General features: G+C 41.0%; 20 protein-coding genes. 7 read left to right on the top strand and 13 right to left on the bottom strand.

The window, feature by feature from the left end:
• Positions 1–2 precede the first annotated feature (2 nt).
• Positions 3–1,400: an aminopeptidase P family protein gene (locus tag ACRD69_RS05585; protein ID WP_430814082.1), complete on the bottom strand. Its 1,398-nt coding sequence runs from the start codon at positions 1,398–1,400 to the stop codon at positions 3–5.
• 209 nt (positions 1,401–1,609) lie between these two features.
• Here ACRD69_RS05585 and hutU point away from each other — a divergent pair, with 209 nt between their 5' ends.
• Positions 1,610–3,619 (top strand): urocanate hydratase, encoded by a 2,010-nt coding sequence (hutU, locus tag ACRD69_RS05580; protein WP_430814081.1) that lies wholly within the window; start codon positions 1,610–1,612, stop codon positions 3,617–3,619.
• Positions 3,620–3,801: 182 nt separating this feature from the next.
• Here the strand turns inward: hutU and ACRD69_RS05575 are convergent, their stop codons facing one another.
• From ACRD69_RS05575 to ACRD69_RS05555, 5 genes are all read right to left on the bottom strand, one after another.
• Positions 3,802–5,367, bottom strand: a complete 1,566-nt coding sequence (locus tag ACRD69_RS05575) for a lamin tail domain-containing protein (RefSeq protein ID WP_430814080.1) — start codon at positions 5,365–5,367, stop codon at positions 3,802–3,804.
• Positions 5,368–5,628: 261 nt separating this feature from the next.
• Positions 5,629–7,065, bottom strand: coding sequence for a tetratricopeptide repeat protein (locus ACRD69_RS05570; RefSeq protein WP_430814079.1), 1,437 nt, complete (start codon positions 7,063–7,065; stop codon positions 5,629–5,631).
• 88 nt (positions 7,066–7,153) lie between these two features.
• Positions 7,154–7,921 carry a zinc ribbon domain-containing protein gene (locus ACRD69_RS05565; RefSeq protein ID WP_430814078.1) on the bottom strand — a complete coding sequence of 256 codons (768 nt, stop codon included), beginning with the start codon at positions 7,919–7,921 and terminating at the stop codon, positions 7,154–7,156.
• Between the two features lie 4 nt (positions 7,922–7,925).
• Positions 7,926–9,020: a Nif3-like dinuclear metal center hexameric protein gene (locus ACRD69_RS05560; protein ID WP_430814076.1), complete on the bottom strand. Its 1,095-nt coding sequence runs from the start codon at positions 9,018–9,020 to the stop codon at positions 7,926–7,928.
• A 9-nt stretch (positions 9,021–9,029) separates the two neighbouring features.
• On the bottom strand, positions 9,030–9,368 hold the full coding sequence (locus ACRD69_RS05555; protein WP_200463263.1) for a MerR family transcriptional regulator: 339 nt from the start codon (positions 9,366–9,368) through the stop codon (positions 9,030–9,032).
• 130 nt (positions 9,369–9,498) lie between these two features.
• Here ACRD69_RS05555 and ACRD69_RS05550 point away from each other — a divergent pair, with 130 nt between their 5' ends.
• Both ACRD69_RS05550 and ACRD69_RS05545 read left to right on the top strand, forming a co-directional pair.
• On the top strand, positions 9,499–10,617 hold the full coding sequence (locus ACRD69_RS05550; RefSeq protein ID WP_430814075.1) for a CapA family protein: 1,119 nt from the start codon (positions 9,499–9,501) through the stop codon (positions 10,615–10,617).
• Between the two features lie 106 nt (positions 10,618–10,723).
• Positions 10,724–12,931 carry a DUF3352 domain-containing protein gene (locus ACRD69_RS05545; protein WP_430814074.1) on the top strand — a complete coding sequence of 736 codons (2,208 nt, stop codon included), beginning with the start codon at positions 10,724–10,726 and terminating at the stop codon, positions 12,929–12,931.
• 3 nt (positions 12,932–12,934) lie between these two features.
• On the opposite strand, the gene ACRD69_RS05540 is transcribed toward ACRD69_RS05545, so the two are convergent.
• The 7 genes from ACRD69_RS05540 to ACRD69_RS05510 all read right to left on the bottom strand — a co-directional run bounded on the left by ACRD69_RS05540 (position 12,935) and on the right by ACRD69_RS05510 (position 19,204).
• Complete coding sequence (locus ACRD69_RS05540; protein ID WP_430814073.1) at positions 12,935–14,365, bottom strand: sodium:solute symporter; 1,431 nt, start codon at positions 14,363–14,365, stop codon at positions 12,935–12,937.
• A 240-nt stretch (positions 14,366–14,605) separates the two neighbouring features.
• A complete protein-coding gene (locus ACRD69_RS05535) occupies positions 14,606–14,986 on the bottom strand; it encodes a hypothetical protein (RefSeq protein WP_430814072.1) in 381 nt (126 codons plus the stop codon).
• A gap of 84 nt (positions 14,987–15,070) precedes the next feature.
• Positions 15,071–16,102, bottom strand: a complete 1,032-nt coding sequence (arsB, locus tag ACRD69_RS05530) for an ACR3 family arsenite efflux transporter (protein ID WP_430814071.1) — start codon at positions 16,100–16,102, stop codon at positions 15,071–15,073.
• 260 nt (positions 16,103–16,362) lie between these two features.
• Positions 16,363–16,782, bottom strand: a complete 420-nt coding sequence (locus tag ACRD69_RS05525) for an arsenate reductase ArsC (RefSeq protein ID WP_430814070.1) — start codon at positions 16,780–16,782, stop codon at positions 16,363–16,365.
• A gap of 19 nt (positions 16,783–16,801) precedes the next feature.
• Complete coding sequence (locus ACRD69_RS05520; RefSeq protein WP_430814069.1) at positions 16,802–17,143, bottom strand: ArsR/SmtB family transcription factor; 342 nt, start codon at positions 17,141–17,143, stop codon at positions 16,802–16,804.
• A 191-nt stretch (positions 17,144–17,334) separates the two neighbouring features.
• Complete coding sequence (gene trpS, locus ACRD69_RS05515; RefSeq protein ID WP_430814068.1) at positions 17,335–18,420, bottom strand: tryptophan--tRNA ligase; 1,086 nt, start codon at positions 18,418–18,420, stop codon at positions 17,335–17,337.
• Positions 18,421–18,757: 337 nt separating this feature from the next.
• Positions 18,758–19,204: a YqaA family protein gene (locus ACRD69_RS05510; protein WP_430814067.1), complete on the bottom strand. Its 447-nt coding sequence runs from the start codon at positions 19,202–19,204 to the stop codon at positions 18,758–18,760.
• A 250-nt stretch (positions 19,205–19,454) separates the two neighbouring features.
• Between ACRD69_RS05510 and ACRD69_RS05505 the strand changes: the two genes are divergently transcribed.
• From ACRD69_RS05505 to ACRD69_RS05490, 4 genes are read left to right on the top strand one after another with little or no spacing between them, the layout of a single operon-like run.
• Positions 19,455–19,676, top strand: a complete 222-nt coding sequence (locus ACRD69_RS05505) for a hypothetical protein (protein ID WP_430814066.1) — start codon at positions 19,455–19,457, stop codon at positions 19,674–19,676.
• Between the two features lie 24 nt (positions 19,677–19,700).
• Positions 19,701–20,045 carry a PadR family transcriptional regulator gene (locus ACRD69_RS05500; RefSeq protein ID WP_262326143.1) on the top strand — a complete coding sequence of 115 codons (345 nt, stop codon included), beginning with the start codon at positions 19,701–19,703 and terminating at the stop codon, positions 20,043–20,045.
• Positions 20,042–21,013: a PspC domain-containing protein gene (locus ACRD69_RS05495; RefSeq protein ID WP_430814065.1), complete on the top strand. Its 972-nt coding sequence runs from the start codon at positions 20,042–20,044 to the stop codon at positions 21,011–21,013. Before ACRD69_RS05500 ends, ACRD69_RS05495 begins: the two co-directional genes overlap by 4 nt.
• Before the next feature lie 37 nt (positions 21,014–21,050).
• Complete coding sequence (locus ACRD69_RS05490) at positions 21,051–22,547, top strand: PspC domain-containing protein (protein WP_430814064.1); 1,497 nt, start codon at positions 21,051–21,053, stop codon at positions 22,545–22,547.
• The last annotated feature ends 20 nt before the right edge of the window (positions 22,548–22,567 follow it).

Raw genomic sequence — 22,567 nt, 5'->3', positions numbered from 1 at the left:
TGTTATTTCTTTCCTTCGCTGACAGTAGCTTCAACTTCATCAACGGTAATTGGGATGCGATCACCAAGGATGCGGCAGCCATCTTCTGTTACCAGGATATCATCTTCGAGACGAACACCTCCGAAGTCTTTGTAGGCCTCCACTTTATCGTAGTTGATAAAATCAGTGTGTTTGTTCTCTGCTTTCCAGGTGTCGATCAATGCCGGAATAAAGTAGATACCCGGTTCATTGGTAATACAGAAGCCAGGTTGCAGGGTGCGTCCTAAGCGCAAGGCCGACAAGCCAAACTGAGTACTGCGTTCCATTTCATCCATATATCCCACCAATGTATCATTGTAGTCTTCCATATCGTGAACATCCAGACCGATCATGTGGCCCAGTCCGTGAGGGAAGAACATGGCGTGAGCACCTGCAGCAACTGCTTCGTCCACATCACCTTTCATCAGGCCAAGATCTTTTAATCCCGATGCAATAACACGGGCCGCCACCAGGTGGGCTTCCTTGTATGTTACTCCCGGCTTAGTCGCTTCGCGGCTTATATCGTTGGCATCCACTACGATCTGATAGATCTCTTTCTGGCGCTGTGAGAATTTACCACCAACCGGTGATGTACGTGTATGGTCAGTCGCATAGTGTAATGGAGATTCGCTACCTCCGTCGACCAGTAGCAAGTCACCTGTTCTTAGAGTGTTGCTGTGATCATGGTTGTGAAGTGTTTCGCCGCGCTTGCTGCAAATAATAGGGAATGATACCATTCCGCCGCCGCTCATCGATATACCTTCCATAGCGCCGGTTATTTGTTGTTCCGTAACGCCATCTTGTGCCATGCGCATAGCGGTGGTATGCATCTGGTATGCAACAGCCATGTGGCGTTCCATCTCTTCAATTTCACATGGTTCTTTAATAGAGCGGATCTCAATACAGGCTTTGGTCAACTCCAGTGAGGTTTTCTCCTGAACTTCATTGTGACGACAGCCAAATAAGTCAGCCAGCCACATGATGTTCTCTCCCCTGTAAGGAGGATTGAAATGTACTTTACGACCCGATTTGGTGGCATCAGCAATCATTTTAGCCAGGTCGGCCATTGGACGTGTATGCTCAACGCCTACTGATGCAGCTTTTTCAACCATGGTTGGCTGAGGCCCCATCCAGATAATATGACCCAGTGAAATATCATCGCCAAATAAGTACTCTTTATTATTATCAACGTCAATTATAGCAGCATGGTCTTGCAGATCAATACCAAAGAAATAAAGGAATGTACTGTCCTGACGGAAATGGTACACATTATCTTTATAATTCATTGGTACATCGCTGTTGCCTAACATTAAAATAAGGCCAGACTCAACCTTTTCAGCCAATCGCTTTCGTCTGTTTATATACGTCTCTTTTGAAAACATGTTATTTGATTTTTAAAAATTGGATTTCAAGATAAGGTTTTTAATTACAAAGGGAAACGACATTTATCACATTAGCATATGACCAATTTTTAGTGACTGAATGCGATCGTTGAAAACCTGATTTTGCTCAATTTGCATTTTGTCATGTATATGAACTAAATATGATAGTAATTTCGCTCAAAACAGACACTTAAAAAAACTTAACATATATGGATACTAAAATGTTTCAGGCAGCGATATTAGAGGGAATCCCAGAGGTGTTGCCTGCGTCAAAACCTTATGAGGCAAGCATTAATCATGCGCCAAAGCGTAAGGAAATTTTAACTGAAGATGAAAAGAAACTGGCTTTACGCAATGCTTTGCGTTATTTTCCGGAGAAGCAGCATGCCGAACTGGCACCTGAGTTTTTGGAAGAGCTAAACACCTACGGTCGTATTTACATGTATCGTTTGCGTCCTGATTATGAGATGAAAGCCCGTCATTTAGATGAGTTTCCACACCAGTCGCGTCAGGCTGCAGCTATCATGCTAATGATCCAGAACAACCTGGATTACGCCGTAGCGCAGCATCCGCATGAGTTAATAACCTACGGAGGTAATGGGGCGGTATTCCAAAACTGGGCACAGTATCGTCTTTGCATGAAATATTTAGCCGAGATGAGCGATGAGCAAACATTGGTAATGTACTCGGGTCACCCTATGGGATTATATCCTTCACATAAAGATGCTCCACGTGTTGTGGTAACCAATGGTATGATGATCCCGAATTATTCCAAGCCGGATGACTGGGAAAAATTCAATGCACTGGGGGTTACACAATATGGTCAGATGACCGCAGGTTCGTTCATGTATATTGGCCCGCAGGGAATTGTACATGGTACAACAATTACCGTATTGAATGCCGGACGTAAGATTTCGGGAGGTAAAACCGACCTGGCCGGTAAGCTGTTCATAACAGCCGGTTTGGGAGGTATGTCAGGAGCACAGCCAAAAGCAGGAAATATTGCCGGTGTGATCAGTATTACTGCGGAGGTTAATCCTAAAGCTACACATACACGTCATTCGCAGGGTTGGGTTGATGAGGTGATTTCTGACCTTGATGAGTTGGTTGCCCGCGTTGAAAAAGCTAAAGCCGCCAAAGAAGTGGTTTCTATCGCTTACCAGGGTAACATAGTTGATGTATGGGAGAAATTTGCAGAAGAGGGTATTAAAGTTGATCTGGGTTCAGACCAGACGTCCCTGCATAACCCATGGGCCGGTGGTTATTATCCCGTTGGCTTGTCTTTTGAAGAGTCCAACCAGATGATGGCTGAAAATCCTGAGTTATTTAAAGAGAAAGTACAGGAGAGTTTGCGCCGACATGTGGCAGCAGTTAACAAGTGTACAAACCAGGGTATGTATTTCTTCGATTATGGAAATGCCTTCCTGCTTGAGTCAAGCCGTGCCGGTGCCGATATTCTGAATGAGAAAGGTGACTTTAAATATCCATCATACGTACAGGATATTATGGGACCAATGTGTTTCGATTATGGATTTGGTCCATTCCGCTGGGTTTGTTCAAGTAATGATCCCAAGGACCTGGAAATTACTGATCAGATTGCCACTGATGTACTGGAAGAGCTGATGAAAGAATCGCCGGCAGAGATTCAGCAGCAAATGGCTGATAACATTCTATGGATCAAAGAAGCAGGTAAAAATAAAATGGTCGTAGGTTCGCAGGCTCGTATCTTATATGCCGATGCTGAAGGACGAATGCGTATTGCCGCTGCCTTTAACAAGGCAATTGCCGATGGACGTATTTCTGCTCCTGTGGTATTGGGTCGTGACCACCATGATGTGTCGGGTACAGATAGCCCATACCGTGAGACATCCAATATCTATGACGGTTCGCAGTTTACTGCTGATATGGCTGTTCAGAATGTGATTGGTGATTCGTTCCGCGGTGCTACCTGGGTGTCTATCCACAATGGTGGTGGCGTAGGCTGGGGTGAAGTAATGAACGGTGGTTTTGGTATGGTGCTGGATGGAACAGATGATTCGCACCGTCGCCTGACAAATATGCTATTCTGGGATGTAAACAATGGTATATCCCGACGCAGCTGGGCCCGCAATGAAGGCGCTGTATTTGCTATTAAGCGTGCCATGGAAGCTAATCCGAATTTAAAGGTTACCATTCCAAGTATGGCAGACGACCAGCTGATTGAAGGTTTGTTTAAGTAGTAATGGATACTATAAAGTTTAGTTTATTGGGGCTTGTCGTTTGGCAAGCCCTTTTTTATTAAGTGGCCAAATACCCGATGCAGATATTGACTTAAAAACACCAATGCGATATGTGCAAAAAAAAACTGCCACCCTTTTGCAAGGGCGACAGTCATTGAAATATTTGAGGGAAAAAATTAAGCTTATTTCTTAATTACTTTCTGTGTTGTTGAAGTACCGTCAGTAAATTCAACTTGTAAAATGTAAAGACCTTTTGATAAGTTTGCAGTGGTAATTCTCTTGCTGCCAGTAAGGTCGTTCTTAACAATTTGTCCTGCTGTATTAACTATAACTGCTTTCTGTACATCTTTCGATGATTTGATTAGTAGCTCGTTGTAAAATGGGTTAGGACTAATTACTACATCTGATTCTTTTGTATCTTCAAGATCAGTTGGAGTACTGTTAACTCCAGTAACTTCAATCTCATTGATTCTCCATCTGTCAGCATCTGTTGTTGTACCAATATATTTAAATCCAATGTAGATGGTTCCTGATACAGATGATAAATCAATATAGCCAGAATGTGTATAGGTTGAAGAACTTGCCATTGCTGCCGTTAAAGGATTCCATGTTGAACCACTTGGATCACCGGAACCAGAATAGTCTGATGAGTAGAAAACTGTAAGATCAGAACCATCTGCAGGGTAACTTAAACTTGTTTGGAAAGCCAGTAACTCATCTGATGTGTTGTCAAGGTTAATAGCATTAGAAATCAACCAGTCTTCTTCGTTTTCCTGAGCAGCGTTATCATAGCCATTCATTTCACCATAGCCATCATTAGCAGTCCAGATTTTAGTTCCTGTAACACTAACCTGAAAAGTTGAATTGAATTGACTTCCTTCAAAATTTTCCCATAATAATTCTGTGTCATGCCCATCGATAGAGAATGCTGCATCGGATTCATCCATGACAGAAACATTATCGGCATCAACAACTTTGACTTTGTATTGATCTCCTGTAAAGGCATTGGCAGGAATTGTAAAATCATATTCATTGCTTCCATCAGGAGAAGCAATGTTTCCTGAAATAGGATTCCATTCAGAATCTTGTGTCCATACTTCAAAGTAAACATTAGTAACATTGGTGGAATTCCAGGTTAACTTAACGGTTTGTCCTGCTGAATAAGATTCTCCTCCATTGGGAGAAGTTAACTCAAGTGAACCTGTAACGGATGAATAAGTATGAGAACCAAGGTAACTTGGCTCGTCTTGATTATATACATTCCATTCAGTTACTAGTGTTGGGAATCCTGAAGTAGGGTTAGTTGTCACACCTCCACTTACGGAAGCTTTCCTCACCAATGTTTTATTTGCTGTTGAATGTGATCCATCTGACCATGCACTTCCCGGATCTTCACCAATACAACCAATAATGTCAACGTAGTTGCCAGTGGAAACTTTCTTTAGAGCGACAGCATCATCTCCATTGTAATATGTAATGGTATGATCTATATCAGCGGTAAAAATCGTACCTCCTGAATTACCGATGGTATAAACATCACCATCTGCTAATGAACCAGTAAGCTCCATTGTTCCTGACGGTGTTCCGCTTCCACCATTATTAAATCGTTCGATTATGTAATCTGATAAATCTACTGTGGCACCTGTTCCATTATAGATTTCCAAATATTTGTTATTTCCTCCTCCTTCAACGTATTCAGAAAAGAAAAGGTCACTGGTTTGAGAAAAACTTACCAAAGGAGTAAGCATAACTAATACATAGAGTAGTGTTTTTTCATTCTTAAAAAATTAGGTTATTAAAAGTTCTCACTGCTAATGTAAACAAAAACATTAGGAAAAAAATCTATTTAAAAACTTAATTGTTAAGTGATTATTAAGTTTAAACAGACTGGAAGGTCTAGTGGCTAGATGTGGCAAGGGATAGCGGCTGTGAAAAAAAACTTATTGCATTGAATGGCAACTGAGAACGAGAGGAAATGTGTGTTAATTTAACTTTACGGGCATTAGCACTTACTCGTTAAGTAAAGACGATATGCTTCGGGAGATGTCTTGTTGGTATTCACCGTTGTTTAAATGGCGCGCCTTTTCAAGATATGTCCTGGCAGCTATGGTGTCTTTCAGCATCAACATAATCTTTGCGGCCTCAATGGCGGCATATGGGCCAAAATAACGGGTATTGTCATGACTTAACTCTATTGTTTTGTCAAAACAAGCTGTCGCTTCGTTATATCTGCCGAGTTCTGTATTGATTCTTCCCAGGCGATAATAGTATTCGGCTACATTGTAGCTTGCCATGCTTTCGGGTGGTGCGGATCTAAGCACCTGGTATGCTTTGTCGAAATTTCCTCCATCAAAAAGAAGTCGGACTTTTAGCAGGCAGGCAGGGGTATTGGGCAGTGATGCTATCTCTTTTTTGGCTTGTTTATCGTTGGATGTGGGTAATTTGTATTGCTTATTTACTCTGATCATTAAGCTGTCGCGCATTTCCACTTCCTCTTCCAGGTGATAGTACCAGGCCTGTCGCATTAAGGCATCAGTTCGGAAGGAGTGCCCCTGGTAAATACTATCAAATTGCTGAAGCATGGTGATGCTACCTGGTTTGAGTTGGTTTAATAGTAAACGCCCTTTCATATAATAGAGTAGGGGGAAACTGGTAATGGTCTTTTTATCAATTTCACTGATGTAGTTTATTCCTTCATCGCTCATTCTGTTCTTAACAGATAAAGAGGCAACAATAAAATTCAGGAGCGGCGACTGGCTATTAAGGGATTGTTCCATTAACAGCTGTACCCGTTTGATGTCAGGCCTGCCAAATTTTAACAGGCAATAGGCATGCAGTACCATTGCTTCATAGTTGATGGCCGATTGCTGACTGGTATTTATGACATATGTATTCAGTTGATCAAAACCTTCTTCCATATCACCTTCCAAACCGAAAAGTGATGCCAGAAACTGAAACTGTGCAGGTATCTGGCTCAGGAAAATATTAAAGACGGACTGCAGTTTTAAATAGTCATACGGATAGTCGTCTTTATTGAGTTTTCTGAACAGCCGGTGTGCTTTATACAGTGAGCGTGCGCCTTCGCTTGTTTTGTCCTGGTTCCAGAATAAGAGACTTTGTTGAATAAGTAAAGTGGTATGCATCAACCCGACATGTGCATTTGTTTCAAAGCTTGTTTCGAAATGGCTCAGTCCTTTATGAAAACTGTTGGCATAAAGCGTGCGCTCATTAACCTGAAAAGCGATAAATAAGTTGTAGAGACGCAGGTATTCCTCCTCAGCTGTGGCTTTGCTGTTTCCGGTGATCAGTTCTATAAAATCAGCCTCTGGCGACTGGTATATCTGAAGCAGCCTCTCGTGGCCTTGATCTGAGAGGAAGGTATGATCCTGTGCAAATGCGTGGCAAGAGGCCAGCATTAACAGCACTATGGTCAGGTATTGCTTCATTGCTTGTATTTGCTTTTAAAAGTAATAAAAGCTACAAACAAAAACAGCCGGAACAAGTCCGGCTGTTATATTTTTTTAACTGTGCAGTTTATTCGTCTTCACCACCAATGGCGTTGTCAACAAGGATACGACCACAGTACTCACAAACAATAATTTTTTTGCGAGAAGCGATATCCATCTGACGCTGAGGTGGAATTTTGTTAAAGCAACCACCACAAGCATCACGTTCAACAGTTACAACTGCTAATCCGTTGCGTGCATTTTTACGGATGCGCTTAAAGGCAGTTTGTAAACGCTCAGGGATGATGTTCATGATCTTGTCAGACTTTTCAATCAGTCTTTCTTCTTCAACCTGAGTTTCGCCTACAATTTCTTCCAGCTCTTTTTGCTTGGCAGTCAGGTCAGCTTTGCGCTCTTCGATCAGAGTTTTTGATGACTCGCCAATTTCTTTTTTATTCTTTAATTCAGCTGTAAATTCTTTAATACGCTTTTCGCATAATTCGATCTCCAGCTTTTGGAACTCAATTTCCTTAGATAAAGAGTCAAATTCACGATTGTTACGCACATTACCTTGCTGTGCTTCGTATTTCTTAATTAATAGATCAGCTTCTTTAATCTCGTTCTTTTTACTCAGGATGGCGTCATTTAAATTTTTTACCTCCCCATCAAGGTTGCCCAATCGAGTTTCTAGCCCCTCAACTTCATCCTCCAAATCCTGAACCTCTAAAGGAAGCTCACCACGAAGGGTGCGAATTTTGTCAATTGATGACTCTACGCTTTGAAGGTCGTAAAGAGCTTTTAATCTCTCTTCCACCGACATTTCTTTTGCATTTGCTTTAGAATCTGCTTTTGCCATGCTGTTATAAATAATTTACGGGATTCGTATTCACGTTTGATAAATGGATTGCAAAATTAGAGAATTTTTTTGTAAGTATCTCAAAAAAAACTTCTTTAGTGTATTGTTCACTCTCAAAATGTCCAATATCAGCAATTAAAATCCGGTCTTCAGCATCTGCAAACTGATGATATTTAAAATCACCGGTCACAAATACATCGGCTTTTGAGGCTATGGCCTTGCCGAGTAGAAAGCTTCCGGAGCCCCCGCAAAGGGCTATACGCTTAACAGGTTTGTTAAGTAAGCTGGTGTATCGAACGCAGCCCGCATTAAAAGTATTTTTAAGACGGTTAAGAAAAGTTGCTTCATCTAATTCATGAGGCAGATCACCAACCATGCCAATACCTGTTGTTGTCCATTCGTTAGCCAATGGATACAGATCATAGGCCACCTCTTCATATGGATGGGCATTTAACAATGCGCCGACAACCCGACCTTTCAAATAAGAAGGCAGTACCGTTTCAATCCGCACTTCCGCTTCCTGGTGTATTTCCCCTTTCTGTCCGACAAAAGGATTGGTGTTATCACCGGCTCTGAAGGTACCTTCACCGTTTAGGTTATAACTGCAGGCATCGTAATTGCCAATTTGCCCTGCACCTGCTTTGAATAGCGCTTCACGCACCGAATCGGCATGTTCATTAGGTACAAAGGTCACCAGTTTTAACAGGCTTTCTTTTTTAGGAGCCAGTATTTTACAGTTTTCAAGGCCCAATTTTTCACACATTTTACCACTTACACCATTTATCACCGAATCGGCATTGGTGTGTGAGGCATAAATGGCAATATTATTCTGAATGGCTTTAATAACAATTCGTTCGGTGGCGTTATGGCCATTGATCTTTTTCAGACCCGACAACATAATGGGGTGATGCGAAACAACCAGGTTACATTCACGTTCAATGGCTTCGTCTATTACTTCCTCCGTAATATCCAGTGTAATCAATACACCTTTAGCTTCCGTACTGGCTTCACCAACCAATAATCCTACGTTATCAAAATCTTCTTTGAGGGCTGATGGAGCGAATTGCTCCAGCTCATTAATTATTTCCTGAATCTGCACGGTTCTTTCTTAATCTATGTTATCACGAATTTCAACCAATAACTCACGTATGTCTTTTAATTTCGACACCACTTCAAAGTTATTAACTGTATCATCATGATTTTCTTTTAACTTTTTTTGCGCACCTTTTAAAGTCATGCCTTTCTCTTTCACCAGGTGAAAAATAAGGTGGAAATTTTCCACATCCTTAGGGGTAAACATGCGGTTACCCTTTTTGTTTTTGTGTGGCTTAATAATATCAAACTCTTTTTCCCAAAAACGAATCAAGGAGGTGTTAACATTAAACATTTCAGCAACTTCTCCTATGGGATAGAACAATTTTTCAATTTTTTGCTCTTTGTATGGCATGACTTAGATTTTTATTGGTGCAGTTAATGCTTGATGTAACACAATATTAAAGGTATTTTGGCGAAAAGCCAAATGCAGCTAAAGGGTCATAGGGGCAAAATTGTATCTTTATCATCAAAATACGACAAGCATGTTCAGATTATCAATTATCACAATCATACTACTGACTTTAACTATTAAGGTCAATTCTCAAAGTAATACAGGCTTATCTTTTGTTGGAGTAGGCGATATGATGCTGGGAACGCATTTTCCATCGGCAGATTATTTGCCACCCGATGATGATCCATGGCCGCTTTTAAAAGAGGTAGCTCCGGTTTTTGCTGATGCAGATGTGGTATTTGGTAACCTTGAAGGTGCGTTCCTTGATGAAGGGGAAGTATATAAACGGTGTAAAGATCTCAGTAAATGCTATGCTTTTAAAACACCTACGCGATATGCTCCGGTATTAAAACAGGCAAGCTTTCATTTGTTGAGCATAGCCAATAATCATATTCGTGATTTTGGGCCTGAGGGATTAAAAACAACCCGTCGTTTACTGGATAGTCTTGATATTGCTTATGCGGGGCTGATCACTAAGCCATCGGTGATTACTGAAATAGGTGGTAAAAAGATTGGCATGGCCGCTTTTGCACCCAATACGGGAACGGCTCAGATCGGTGATATTGAGGGTGCTGTTAAAATAGTTAAATCACTTGCGGAAAATAGTGATTATGTGATCGTTTCTTTTCATGGCGGTGCAGAAGGAAAGAAGCACATGCATGTAACACGTGAAACGGAGATCTTCTATGGTGAGAACAGAGGCAATGTCTACAAATTTTCGCATGCCATGATTGATGCCGGTGCCGATATAGTATTCGGACACGGTCCGCATGTGCCACGCTCAATAGAGATTTATAAAGATCGCTTTATCGCATACAGCTTAGGTAACTTTTGCACTTACAGCCGTTTTAATTTGACGGGAGCCAACGGTTTAACACCTGTTGTGCAGGTTTGGACCAATGATGATGGTTCGTTTGTAAGAGGAAAAATCCACTCATTCTACCAGGTAAAAGGGAAAGGTACCCTGCGCGACCATGGAAATGCGGTTGTATATAAAATGCGCGATCTGACCAGGATAGATTTTCCCGAACTCAATCATCGATTGATTATTGATGATGATGGTGATTTTTACATGCCGTACGAAAATACAATTCAGTCCAGGGGCTTAAAACTGTCAAGAACTGTTGTTAAAGTGCCGGAGAAACTTTAGGTATTCGGTTTATCGACTCACAGATGATACAGAAGCTTGTAAAAGTTTCATGATTTCTTGAAAAAAATAGCTTATTTAGGGATTCGAATTCTGACCTCGTACATCTATGAAAATTTTAAAGGTATTCCTTATCATCTTGGCAGTGATAGTTATAAGTATCATTGGCTTTTTTGTGTATCTTCAATTTGTAAAGGTTGATAAACTTCAGCCGCTTCAGTCTATGCATTCCGATTCTGTTATTATCATTGAAACGGAGAACCTGACAACTGCCTGGCGTGAGATTAAAGAGAGTGCTTTATGGGCCAGTATTATTGAAGGTGATTATTTTGAAGAGTACGAAGCCAATATGATGACTTTTGACTCTCTGATGGTGGGTAATGCACTGGTGAGAAATATCTTTAAAGGGAGACCACTGGCCTTGTCTGTTCAGATGCTCGATGATGCCAATTTTGAAACTGTTTTCGCTGTTGATATCGGTAAGTATGGAAAGCTGTCTGTATTACCGCAACTGGCAGGTTTATTAGATCTGGAACTCAAAGAGCGCAAGGTTGATAGTTTGTCGGTATACAGTCTTCAGTACGATAAACCCAATGATGTAATTCACCTGTGTATTCATGAAAACCTGCTGATTGGTTCCCTTTCAGGCAAATTGATGAATCGTTCAATTAAAGCCATTAAAAACGACAGGTGGTTTAACAGCGAGAAATTTATTGAGGTGCAAAATGAAACGGCCGGCGGCTTGCTTAACTTTTATTTCAACTATGAGCAGTTGGATAACTTTGCGGGAAGCCTGGCGCCAGAATTAAAAAACTCCCTGTCTGATGTGAGCAATATCATGGGCTTTTCGTGCCTGGTGGCCGACCTTGAAGATAAGAACATTCGCCTGGCGGGTCATACTAACTATTTCGATTCCATTCCTTCACTGGCCGATGCCCTTGCAAAGGCTGAAGCCGGTAAAATGGAGGCTCATAATATTCTACCATCACAAACGGCTCTATTTATGTCGGTCAATGCCGATAATTTCCATGATTTCTATGGGCAGATGCTGGATCAGTACAGCCAGTCGTCTCCAGAGGTATACCAGGAGTATATAAATGGCCTGAATATGGCTGAGAAATGGTTGGGCCTGGAGTTTGAGGATGTTCTGTTCTCATGGGTTAAAGGGGAATTTGCCCTGGCTAAGCTTAATCCGCAAACCAATGCCCGGGAGTTTGATGCCCTGATGGCAATTAAGGCCAATGATATTGACCTGGCAAAGGAAAAAATGCAGCTCTTGCTGAAACATATTAAAAAGAGAACCCCGGTACGATTTGATCAGATCGATTACCGGAATCACCAGATTCACCTGCTGAAGATGAAAGGTTTTTTCAAATTGTTCTTCGGTGGATTGATCCAGGGAATGGAGCAGCCCTATTTCACATACATTGACGATTATGTGGTCTTCTCAAATTCGGTTAATTCGCTAATGGGCATGATTGATGATTACCTGGTGGGTAATACTATCGCACGAACACCATCATTCAAATCCTTTCTGGAAGAGTTTGATAATGAAAGTAATTTCTCACTGTTTGTGCAGATGCCAAAAGTTTATCAGCATCTGTATTATTACAGCGATAGTGAAGCAAAAAAGAGTTTACGTCAGAATAAGAACCTGATCATCAATTTTGCCAATATAGGCTGGCAGTTAAAAGCGACCGGGAAGACCTTTGAGACAGTACTACTGGCCAAGCATGATGAAAATGCCATGCTATACGAAGAACTTGAAAAAATGCAGAACTCAGCTGAGGACCTGTATATTGATGAGTACAGGGAGTTATCCTTTAAAATGCGCCTCGATGATAGTTTTCCCTGGAACGAAGGAGCAGTGCAGTACTATGTGAGTCATCCCGATCAGGTGCAGGACAGTGTCATGATACACGAAGGTGAGATGCGCGACAGTTTACCACAGGATTTATGGCGGAATTATTATTTCAGCAGCAACATTATGTCGGCCATACCCTATGATGATGGCGAGGTTGATGGAACAGCCGTCTTTTATTTTGACGATGCCCAACACACTGTAAAAGCGGAGGTGGATTTCAATGACGATGTGTTGGATGGTGATTATAAAGAGTTTTACAGCAATGGACGCAAAAAAGCCATTTTATCGCTTGATGATGGACTGTTGGATGGCGATGCGCTGTTTTATTACCGTAACGGACAATTAAAAATTGAAGGGAAGTACAGGGATGGACTCCGCCATGGTAAATGGAAATACTATACCAAGTCAGGCGATTTGATCGATAAGGAAAGCTGGCGAAAAGGGAAGGAGTAGGCTTTAGCGACTACTCCATTTTGTTATCATCAGTAAACCTAAAAAGGTAATAGCACCGTTAAGGATTAATTTCTCATAGCCCATTGTGAGATTGTAATCCATTATGCCAATGATAACAGGTGAGAGGATGGCTATCAGGGGAACCCATCTGTCTTTAACCTTCAGTTTCGTGAACAAGCCAAAGGCATATAAACCGAGCAATGGACCATAGGTATAACCGGCCAGGTTAAACACCGTGCTGATCACGCTATCGTTATTAAAAAGACGGAATAATAAGATGACGACGGCCAGCAGGATGCTAAAGCCAATATGTACTTTAAAACGCGTGTTTTTTGCCGCCGCATCATCCTTTTTTTCAACACCAAGAATATCGACAGAAAAAGAAGTGGTTAATGATGTTAGAGCCGAATCGGCGCTTGAATAGGCTGCTGCCACCAGGCCCAGCATAAAAAAGATGCCAACTATTTTGGGCAGATAACCTCCTGTTGCAATGATGGGGAACAGGTCGTCAGAACGCTCGGGTATGGCAATGCCCTGGTTGGCGGCGAATAAAAACAATAAAACCCCTAAGCATAAAAACAAGAGGTTAACCGGCATAAATGAAAAGCCATACCAGTACATGTTTTTCTGTGCGTCCTTTAAGTTTTTGCAGGTCAGGTTCTTTTGCATCATATCCTGATCAAGTCCGGTCATTACAATAGTGATAAAAGCACCAGAGAAAAATTGCCTGATAAAATGTTGTTTTGATGACCAGTCATTAAATTCAAACATCCTTGATAAGTCACTGTCGGCAATGGTATTAACCATACCTGTAAAAGATAAATTCATTGTCCTGGTAATGACAACTACAGTAATGCCGACACTCAATAGCATAAACAGTGTTTGCAATGTGTCTGTCCATATGATCGTTTTAATACCACCGCGGAAGGTATAGAGCCAAATTAACAGGATAGTCACCAATACAGTGACTTCAAACGGGATGTTAAAAGCATTGAATACTGCGATCTGCAATACATTGGCCATCAGGTAAAGGCGGGCTGAAGCACCTATGGTTCTGGACAATAAGAAAAGGATAGCTCCCGATTTATAGGACCAGAACCCAAAGCGTTCATCCAGGTAGGTGTATATGGATGTGAGGTTTAGGCGGTAGTACAATGGCAATAAAATGTGGGCAATAACCAGGTAGCCCAGGAAATAACCCATTACCATTTGCATATAGGTTAAGTGGGTGGACCCAACCCAGCCGGGAACAGAAATAAATGTAACTCCGGACAAAGAGGCACCAATCATTCCAATGGACACAATATACCATGGAGATTGCTTATTGCCGCGAAAGAAGGTATTGTTATCAGCCTTTTTACTGGTTAAAAAAGATATGAGTATTAATACGCCAAAATATCCGGCGATGATTACTGCTGTTAATGCTGGGTTCATTTTTTTATGAATTTACAGCACTAAGATAGAAGATAAGTTGAAAAGTTCCGATTTGGATGCGAGGATGTTTGGATGTAAGATGTTTGGATGTTGGATGTACGATGTTTGGATATGCGAATAGGGGTTTTAGCAATCCGACTCCCGGATAGGTATCGGGATGGACTAATCAGACAATCAGGTAAACAAAGCAGGCCTGACTGGCAAGCATCATAAGTAAAAGCCCATAAATCTTATATCGACTTAAGCTCCGCGTCTATCAGCAACGATCATTAATGCTTCTTCGCGAATTATTTCCGGCGGGTTTATCTGCCGTATCTGAAGGCTCTTGAGCCAGCCTGCTACCTCACGTTCCTTAAGAGTGAACAGTACTTCGCGGAATTCTTCTATCTGGTCATCGGTATAGCTTGACGCTGAATGACCTTTGTAGGAATCAAGATCTTCGTCTTCGAAGTATTCAGCTTTATCACTGCTGCTTAATAAGCTATCAGCTTCACAAACCTCATGAGCACCACAACAATCATCGGCCACAACAGTTTGCTCTTCTTCCTCTCCACTTGACTTACGTGAAAAAAAGTAAGCCACGATCAATGCTGCTACTATACCTGCCAGTAAATAATTCATGTTGCAAAAATAATAATTAGTCAGAAGATATTATTGAGTGGTCAGCAGTTTAACATTCTTTACCACTGATCACTCAATAAACGCTTAATACTTCCACTTGTTCGCTAAAGCTACCAATGAAAGCATAACAGGTACTTCAACCAAAACACCTACTACGGTTACCAAAGCAGCAGGTGATTGTAAACCAAACAGGGCAATGGCAACTGCAACTGCCAGTTCGAAGAAGTTGCTGGCTCCAATCATTGCTGCAGGCGAACAGACGGCATGCGGTAACTTAAGTTTGCGGCCTCCAAACCAGGCAATGAAAAAGATCAGGTAAGTTTGTATGATCAGAGGAACAGCAACCAGTACAATGATCAACGGATTTTCAGTGATGTTATGTCCCTGGAAAGCAAAAAGCAATACAAGTGTTGCCAATAAAGCAAAGATACTTACCGGCTTAAATTTTGGTAAAAAGATTCCGGTAAACCATTCTGCACCATGTTTCTTAACCAGGTAACGGTTGGTGAGTGTGCCGGCCAGAAGTGGAACTACAACAAATACCACAACACTTGTTACTAATGTATCGTATGGTATGGTGACATTGGTAACTCCCAATAGAAATCCTACGATTGGCACAAATGCAACCAGTATGATCAAGTCATTAACCGATACCTGGACCAGGGTATAGTTAGGGTCACCATCGGTTAAATAGGACCAGACAAACACCATCGCCGTGCATGGAGCTGCACCTAAGAGGATAGCACCGGCAATGTATTCACCAGCCAGTTCCGGTTCAATAAAAGCGCCGTATAACCTGGTAAAGAAGATCCATGCGAAGAAGGCCATGGTAAAAGGCTTGATCAACCAGTTGATAACCAGGGTTAATAGTAGGCCTTTGGGGCGTTTGCCTACATTTTTAATGCTTGTGAAATCAACCTGGAGCATCATAGGATAGATCATTAACCAAACCAGGACAGCTACCAGTATATTAACACCCGAAACTTCCAGTCCGCTTAAAACCTTAACTGTATCACCAAAAAAATGACCAATTAAAATACCTCCGCCAATACAAAGCGCCACCCATAAAGTGAGGTATTTCTCAAAAAAACCAATTTGTTTTTTCTCCTGACTCATAATAAGATTCTGATGAGGATATCCGAAATGAAAAATAATTCTCGCAAAGAACACGTAAGAGAAAGTGCACATAGCTCACAAAGTTTAGAATTGCAGCTCTATACTATTTGCGGCCTTTTGCTCAATCCATAGCGAATTTTGTGTGAAACTTAAATGTTAGACACCCTCTGTTTAATTGTTTAATATGAATGAAGCCGACTCATCTGAATTGAAAAGCTTTTTTGCGAGGAAGCGTGTTCAGATTGCCGGCTTAAAATTAGTTATCCTTTGATGTTTTCAGTGTAAAACTTGTAAAATCCATCTTTGATTTCATCACGTACACGGTGGAATTCACTCATAATATACGCTTCAGTTCCTTCAACGTGCGACGGATCATCAAAGCCAATGTGCAAGCGGTGTTTAACATCACCCATAAATGCCGGGCATGATTCGTTGGCACCACCACATACGGTGATCACATAATCCCACTTTTCACCCAGGTATTTTTCAACCGAGTCAGAAGTATGGCCACTAATGTCGATACCTATTTCACTCATCACCTGAACGGCTTTAGCGTTTAATTTACCTGAAGCTTCAGTTCCTGCTGAATATACTTCAATGTCTTTGTCGAATGACTGTAAAAAGCCATGCGCCATCTGGCTGCGGCAACTGTTGCCTGTGCATAAAATTAAAACTCTCATTATCTTGTATTTTAGATTATTAACATTCTTTTGGTTGGCAGTTATTAGCACACTCAAAGCCTGAACAGAAATCAACACCCAGTTTGTTGAGTTTGTCAATTCCATCCGGATTCAGGCAGTAATTGGTTTTTGAGCCCTGAACAGAGCCTTTTATTAGTCCGGCTTTTTTTAACTCTGCAATGTGTTGATTGACTGTTGTGCGCCCAAGGGGCACAATTTCTGTAATATCTCCCGAGAAGCATGTGTCACGTGATCCGAGGAACTTAAGTATTTGCAGACGTGCCGGATGCCCCAGGGCTTTAAATAGCTGTGCTAACTCCTGTAGTTCGCTATCAAATAAATCGGTTTTAGCTTGTGACATATGTTAAAGGTTAATTGATATTTAATGATTGTTGAATGGAAAATAACACCATGCTTTTAATTCGACGTAAAAATACGTCAATTATTGACGTAAAAATACGACATATGATTATTTAATGGTTTTTTAACATTCGGAAATAAAAAAAGGGAAGCTGTTGCTTCCCTTATATTGCTTATTTCTTTAGAGTTATATTAAATGTCCATATTCATGGCTGCTCTAACCTCTTCCAATGTTTTTTGAGCTACATTACGCGATTCGGCAATGCCTTCCCTTAAGATGCTCTTCACGAAATCCAGATCATTTTCTAATTGATTGCGACGTTCGCGGATGGCTTTAAAGTGCTCATTGATCGATTCTGTGACAACTTGCTTTAGTTTACCGGCTCCTTGTTCACCAATTTCTTCAGCAATTTTTTCAGGAGTTCCGCCAGATGATAAAGCTGCTAACCTTAATAAGTTAGCTACTTCAGGTCTGTTGGCAGGATCATAAGTGATCAGTCGTTCCGAATCTGTTTTAGCCGACTTAACAGCTTTCATTGTTTCATCAGCTGTTGCTTTAATCATGATGGTGTTATTGCGGCTCTTACTCATTTTCTGACCACCATCCAAACCAAGGATCATTGGAGTTTCGCTCAATAAACCTGTTGGTTCACGGAAAACACGAGCTTTAAATTTCTTATTAAAACGCTTGGCGATATTACGCGTTAATTCAATGTGAGGTAACTGATCTTTACCAACGGGAACTACATCGGCCTTACAAAATAAAATATCAGCAGCCTGGTGAACAGGGTAGGTATACATACCGGCGTTGATCACGTTTTGCCCTGAAGCCTGTATTTCTTCTTTGATGGTTGGGTTCTTGCTCAGTTCAGAGTTGGAAACCAATGATAAGAAAGGTACTAAGAGCTGGTTTAATTCAGGTATATGACTGTGTGGGAAAATGTGTGTTTTAAATTTATGAGGATCTAATCCGCAAGCCAGGTAGTCAATGGTTAATTCCAGAACATACTTTGAGATATCCTTAAATACATCACGGTCGGTCAATACCTGGTAATCGGCAATAACTATAAAGGTTTCAACGCCCATGTTCTGAAGACGTACACGGTTTTGTAAGGAACCAAAGTAGTGCCCGATATGCAGGTTACCTGTTGGTCTGTCACCGGTTAATACACGGTGCTTTTCAGGGTTTAACTGTAAATCAGCTTCTAATGCATTGCTTTTCTGAACAGCTCTTTCGAATGACGCGTTGATTGATTCAACAATATTTTCTTCTGCCATCTGGAATTTATTTAATCAATGTTTTATTATCTAAAAAGGGTAGAAGATAGAATTGAAGTGAACCGATTTTGACTCTTGCCATTCCGTTTCTATACTCAGGTCTATCATCTAACAGTCTAAAATCTTAATAAAGAGGTGCAAAAATGGGGAAAATTGTGATGATTTGAAAATGTGAGTTCCTTATTTCCACAAAGGAGAATTCAATAGCCCCCATTTTATGAGAGTATACGCAGATAAACGTTCACCGATTTGAGTGAAAAATACTGCGAATTGCTATGCTCTCAATCGTAAATAGAAAGAAGAATTATGGATTCATGCTATAAGTGAAAGGATCTTGTTACTGAAACCAGTTAATGACCTCCAGGGTGAGCAAGGCCCATACAATGTAACGGACAAGTTTGCCGATCAACATGCCAATGGCTGCCAGCCACACATTAACTTTTAATAAACCAAGTAATACCGCAATCACATCACCAATGCCAGGAAGCCAGCAAAAAAGAGCTATCCATAGTTCTTTCCCTGCGACCTTTTTTTGGGTCTTTTCTATTTGGGAATGCTTGATTCGAAGGTATTTTTCAATCCATTGCGTTTTTCCCAGCCAGCCTAATCCATAAGAAGTCATTCCGCCCAGCCAGTTACCAAGCGTGGCCAGGCCAAGGCACCAATATAAATTGTAATTAGAAGCCAGCATACCCGAAAGCAACGCTTCGGAGCTGAATGGTACAACGGTGGCAGCTAAAAATGACGCTAAAAACAATGCAAAATATCCCGAGTCAAATAGCATTTTTCATCCTTTAGGGCACAAATGTAAGAAAATAAGCCATTTGTACAGGAATTTTTTTGTGCTCTGAAGGCCTTATTTTATAACGCTTACAGAAGATTTACTAAAAATAATTTGAAAAAATATGGTACTATGTATTGCAAAGTACCATCTTATGACCGTATATTTGTAATGCATAATTCATTGTTTTAAATAGTATTTTATCATGTTGTCATCACAGTCAATACTAATTCGAACTTTAAAAACAACTTGTATGATTTTGTTTTTATTCGCTGCAACAAGTCTGGGAGCTCAAACAGCCAAAGCCGACAGTTGTAAAGCTGAACGAAAGGAGCAATGCACGAAAGTGAAGGAGGAAAAAGAAGTGGTAATGGTAGCAACCAAACAAAATTCTAAAGAAGACAAAAAGAAAGAGAATGGCGCCAAAAGCATTGAAGAGGGCTTCATATTTAAGCGTCAGTCGATTCAATTATAATAATAACTCTATAAAACCGGGAGAATGAATGTAGAAAATGCAAAAGCGCAAATGCGGAAGGGAGTTTTAGAGTATTGTATCTTACTCATCCTGTCAAACAACGATGCGTATGCCTCTGATATAATTAACCAATTGAAAGAAGCTAAAATGATCGTTGTTGAAGGAACATTATATCCGCTGTTGACGCGATTAAAGAACGCTAAACTTCTTAGCTATCGCTGGGAAGAGTCGACTCAAGGGCCGCCGCGTAAGTATTATGCTTTAACCGATGAAGGCCGCACTTTTTTAGGGGAAATGGATGCCTCATGGAATGCATTAGTAAATGCTGTTGATTTAATACACCAAACCAAAAACGTAACAGAGCAATGAAGAAGACAGTAACGATCAATATAAGCGGGCACATGTTTTACATCGATGATGATGCTTATTCACGCCTGCAAGCTTATCTCGATAAAATCGACGCCACTTTCCGTAAGCAGGAAAGCGGAGAGGAGATTATATCGGATATTGAAAGTCGTGTGGCTGAAATATTCAATGAACGCATTAATAAGGAAACTGGCGTGGTAACCCTTGAAATGGTTGAAGAAGTGATTTCCACCATGGGTGAACCGGAACAGTTTGAAGGCGATTCAGAAGAAAAGAAAAGCTATACGCCCCCGACAACAATGGTTTTTCGTAAAGCGAACCGCCGCTTTTATCGCGATATAGATAATCGTGTCTTGGGTGGTGTTTGTGCCGGTATTGCCGCATATTTTGATATTGATGTGGTGATCATCAGGGTTCTGTTTGTTGTACTTACCTTATTAACATGGGGTGGTTTACCTCTCATTTACCTGATTTTGTGGATTGCCTTACCGCCGGCCAGAACAACGGCTCAAAAACTGCAGATGCGGGGTGAACGTATTACCATCGAGAATATAGAGCGTAGCATCCGCGATGAGTATGATGAGGTGAGAAAGAAGTTTGGCAATTTCAAGCAGTCAAAAACCTATAAAAAGGGAGAGAGCTTCTTTAGTCGTTTCTCAAAACAAGAGAAAACAACAGTGCTGATCATTTTGGCAGTAGTTGGAGCTACCATGTTGTTTAATATGCCTCATTTCCATGGTTTTCATGGTGTAACGGCTGCATTCACCGGGATAAGTGGCCACTTGGTTCCAACCTTTAACCATATTTTCTTTCCCGGCGCTTTAACAGTGGTGTTGGTACTATTGGTTATTGGTTTAATCTTTAAGACAGTATTAAAAATCATTTTGTACCTGATAGCCTTTGTATTGCTGGGGTCCCTGGCACTTAAGGTGTTATTCTGGATGTTTGGTGGGTTTATGCTGATGTGTTAACCAACAAATTCATTATTAATATCTCATTGACGAAGAAATGAATAAAACGATAAATATAAATCTGGATGGATTGGCCTTCAAGATTGAAGAGGAGGCATACGACCGTTTAAATACTTATCTGGATACCATCAAAAAGCGACTGGGTAATAATGGGGAAGCACAAGAGGTTATCGCAGATATTGAAGCGCGCATAGCCGAACTGTTTCAATTCAAATGCCAGGGCTGTACTATTAAGCTGGCTGATGTGGAAGAGATTATCCATACCATTGGTGAGCCGGCCGAGATTGTAGATGAAGAAGATGCCGATGAAAATAGTTCTCAGCAAAGCAGTGCGGGCTCAGCCTCATCAACAACCTATGTTGGTAAGCGTTCCTTATACCGCGATCCCGACGACCGTTTCCTGGGTGGTGTTTGTGCCGGTCTGGCAGCTTATTTCGATGTAGATCCTCTGGTGTTCAGGATCATTGCAGCCGTTTCTGCTTTTGCTTCCGTGGGTATTACTGTAGTGGTGTACATCATACTTTGGGTGGCAATGCCAAAGGCTTCAACACTGGGGCAGCGAATTGAGATGCGTGGTGGAATCACTTTTAAAAAAATGGGTGATAACATTAAGGAAGAGTACCAGGCGGTATCTTCCAAGTTTAAAGAATATAAAAACAAACCAAATTATAAACGTATGCAAAATCGAGCAAGTAAAACAGGGGATGCCATGGCCAATGGTCTGTATCAGCTCTTAAATATCTTTGGAATCATTTTGGGAGTGGGCATCGTTATCTGGAGTGTACTTTCAATAATGGGATTGGTTGGTTTCTTCGCGTTTAAAGATACCATCTTTGGCCTGGCTGTAACTGACGGTAATCACTTTATTGCATCTGTGCCTGATCGTTTTCTGTCGTATATGGATCAAACCCTTTTAATGGCAGCAACTCTCCTGGTTATTGGTATACCATTCATTGTTATTCTGTATCTTGGATTAAAATTGATATTCCGTTTTAAAAGTCATGGTAAGTTTGTTGGTATGACAGCACTGATACTTTGGCTGGCAGGTATTGTGCTTGTGTTCTTTACCGGCATACGGATCGCTAAAAGCTTTGAAGAAACAGGAACCGTTTCGGAACAACACATGCTGAAACCAACAAGTTCAGAAACCATTTATTTGCGTGCTTCAGAGATTGAGTCGGGTGCCGTTGACCGGGATTACCTGATGGATATTGATCATCTTGAAATGTTTACCGAAGATGGTGAATTGATGATTGAAGGAGCTCCTGTTGTAAACATTAGCCGTGGTGATAAATTTCAAATGGTGATCGATAAAAAAGCAAGAGGACTGAATGACGATGATGCCGAATTTAATGCATCAACAACCATTTATAACTGGTCACAAAACGACTCGATCATCTATCTTGATAAGAAATTTGTCATTGCTGAGGAAGCGTTGGTACGTCACCAGAAAGTGGTGATTAATATTCAGATTCCTTACGATAAAAAGCTGGAAGTAAGCCCGTATTTAGACAGGTTTATTGACGAGTATTAAACAGAGAGAGTAATTTTCAG

This window comes from Carboxylicivirga agarovorans, from assembly GCF_050589845.1.
Classification (GTDB): Bacteria; Bacteroidota; Bacteroidia; order Bacteroidales; family Marinilabiliaceae; genus Carboxylicivirga; species Carboxylicivirga agarovorans.
Note: the sequence above shows the minus strand (reverse complement) of the source record. Positions and strands in the feature narration are given on the sequence as shown.

Coding starts and splice junctions, on each gene's coding strand:
- ACRD69_RS05585 (WP_430814082.1), bottom strand. CDS start 1,400: ATGTTTTCAAAAGAGACGTATATAAACAGACGAAAGCGATTGGCTGAA.
- hutU (WP_430814081.1), top strand. CDS start 1,610: ATGGATACTAAAATGTTTCAGGCAGCGATATTAGAGGGAATCCCAGAG.
- ACRD69_RS05575 (WP_430814080.1), bottom strand. CDS start 5,367: ATGCTTACTCCTTTGGTAAGTTTTTCTCAAACCAGTGACCTTTTCTTT.
- ACRD69_RS05570 (WP_430814079.1), bottom strand. CDS start 7,065: ATGAAGCAATACCTGACCATAGTGCTGTTAATGCTGGCCTCTTGCCAC.
- ACRD69_RS05565 (WP_430814078.1), bottom strand. CDS start 7,921: ATGGCAAAAGCAGATTCTAAAGCAAATGCAAAAGAAATGTCGGTGGAA.
- ACRD69_RS05555 (WP_200463263.1), bottom strand. CDS start 9,368: ATGCCATACAAAGAGCAAAAAATTGAAAAATTGTTCTATCCCATAGGA.
- ACRD69_RS05550 (WP_430814075.1), top strand. CDS start 9,499: ATGTTCAGATTATCAATTATCACAATCATACTACTGACTTTAACTATT.
- ACRD69_RS05545 (WP_430814074.1), top strand. CDS start 10,724: ATGAAAATTTTAAAGGTATTCCTTATCATCTTGGCAGTGATAGTTATA.
- ACRD69_RS05540 (WP_430814073.1), bottom strand. CDS start 14,365: ATGAACCCAGCATTAACAGCAGTAATCATCGCCGGATATTTTGGCGTA.
- ACRD69_RS05535 (WP_430814072.1), bottom strand. CDS start 14,986: ATGAATTATTTACTGGCAGGTATAGTAGCAGCATTGATCGTGGCTTAC.
- arsB (WP_430814071.1), bottom strand. CDS start 16,102: ATGAGTCAGGAGAAAAAACAAATTGGTTTTTTTGAGAAATACCTCACT.
- ACRD69_RS05525 (WP_430814070.1), bottom strand. CDS start 16,782: ATGAGAGTTTTAATTTTATGCACAGGCAACAGTTGCCGCAGCCAGATG.
- ACRD69_RS05520 (WP_430814069.1), bottom strand. CDS start 17,143: ATGTCACAAGCTAAAACCGATTTATTTGATAGCGAACTACAGGAGTTA.
- trpS (WP_430814068.1), bottom strand. CDS start 18,420: ATGGCAGAAGAAAATATTGTTGAATCAATCAACGCGTCATTCGAAAGA.
- ACRD69_RS05510 (WP_430814067.1), bottom strand. CDS start 19,204: ATGCTATTTGACTCGGGATATTTTGCATTGTTTTTAGCGTCATTTTTA.
- ACRD69_RS05505 (WP_430814066.1), top strand. CDS start 19,455: ATGATTTTGTTTTTATTCGCTGCAACAAGTCTGGGAGCTCAAACAGCC.
- ACRD69_RS05500 (WP_262326143.1), top strand. CDS start 19,701: ATGAATGTAGAAAATGCAAAAGCGCAAATGCGGAAGGGAGTTTTAGAG.
- ACRD69_RS05495 (WP_430814065.1), top strand. CDS start 20,042: ATGAAGAAGACAGTAACGATCAATATAAGCGGGCACATGTTTTACATC.
- ACRD69_RS05490 (WP_430814064.1), top strand. CDS start 21,051: ATGAATAAAACGATAAATATAAATCTGGATGGATTGGCCTTCAAGATT.